The organism is Streptomyces sp. RP5T, assembly GCF_003933965.1.
Classification (GTDB): domain Bacteria; phylum Actinomycetota; class Actinomycetes; order Streptomycetales; family Streptomycetaceae; genus Streptomyces.
The window spans coordinates 1-986 of record NZ_RSAJ01001164.1; the positions used below are offsets into that span (position 1 = coordinate 1).

The following is a 986-nucleotide window of genomic DNA, read 5'->3' on the forward strand; positions in this document are numbered from 1 at the left end:
GCGCTGGACGCCCTGGTCCGGGTGCTGGAATTGGGCCACTCGTAGAGGTGTTCATTGGGCCTCCCCGCAGGTCCACCGCGCTTCTAGCGTCTAACCCATGACGAACTCACTCGTCCCGCCCGCGGGGCCGCAACGCGTCCTGGCGCTCGCCCAGTTGAGCAACTCCGTCGGGGACGGCGCCTATTACGTGACGTCGGCCCTCTACTTCACGCACGTCGTCGGACTCGCCCCCGCGCGCGTGGGGCTCGGACTGACCGTCGGATGGGCGGTCGGGTCGGTGGTGGGCGTACCGCTGGGCCGGCTCGCGGACCGGCGCGGGGCCCGCGGCACGGCGGTGCTGCTGGCGCTGGCGACGGGGCTGGCGGTGGCGTCCTTCCTGGTGGTGCGGGACTTCGTGCCGTTCGTCCTGGCGGCCTGCGCCTACGCCTCCGCCCAGTCGGGGCTCGCGGCGGCCCGGCAGGCGCTGCTCGCGGGGCTGGTGTCGGCCGGTGAGCGGACCGGGCTGCTGGCCCACCTCCAGGCCACGCTCAACGCCGGGCTGGCCGTGGGGGCGGGACTCGGCGGGCTGGCACTGCACGCCGGGACGCGGGCGGCGTATCTCGGGGTGTTCGCGGTGGACGCGGTGAGCTTCCTGGTGTGTGCGGGGCTGCTGCTGCGGCTGCCGCCGGTGACACCTCGCGCGGCGGGCGTGTCGAGGCGGTACGGCTCCGGAGTGCTGCGCGACCGGCCGTACGCCGTGATCACCCTGCTGAACACCGTCCTGCTGCTGCGGATGCCCCTGCTGAGCCTCGGCATCCCGCTGTGGATCGCCGAGCGGACCGCCGCTCCCACCTGGCTGGTCTCCGTGCTGTTCGTGCTCAACACCGGGGCCGTGATGGTGTTCCAGGTGCGGATGGCCCGCGGGGTGACCGGGCTCGCGTCGGCCACGCGCGCGGTGCGGCGCTCGGGGTGGGTCATGCTGGCGGCCTGCGCGGTGTTCGCGCTGT

1 protein-coding gene is annotated in these 986 nt (G+C 74.1%); it reads left to right on the plus strand.

Annotated features, from left to right (window positions below; genetic code table 11):
• Nucleotides 1-97: 97 nt before the first annotated feature.
• Nucleotides 98-986 (plus strand): MFS transporter (locus EHS43_RS45150; RefSeq protein WP_125196117.1); only part of this gene is annotated, 889 nt, incomplete at its 3' end.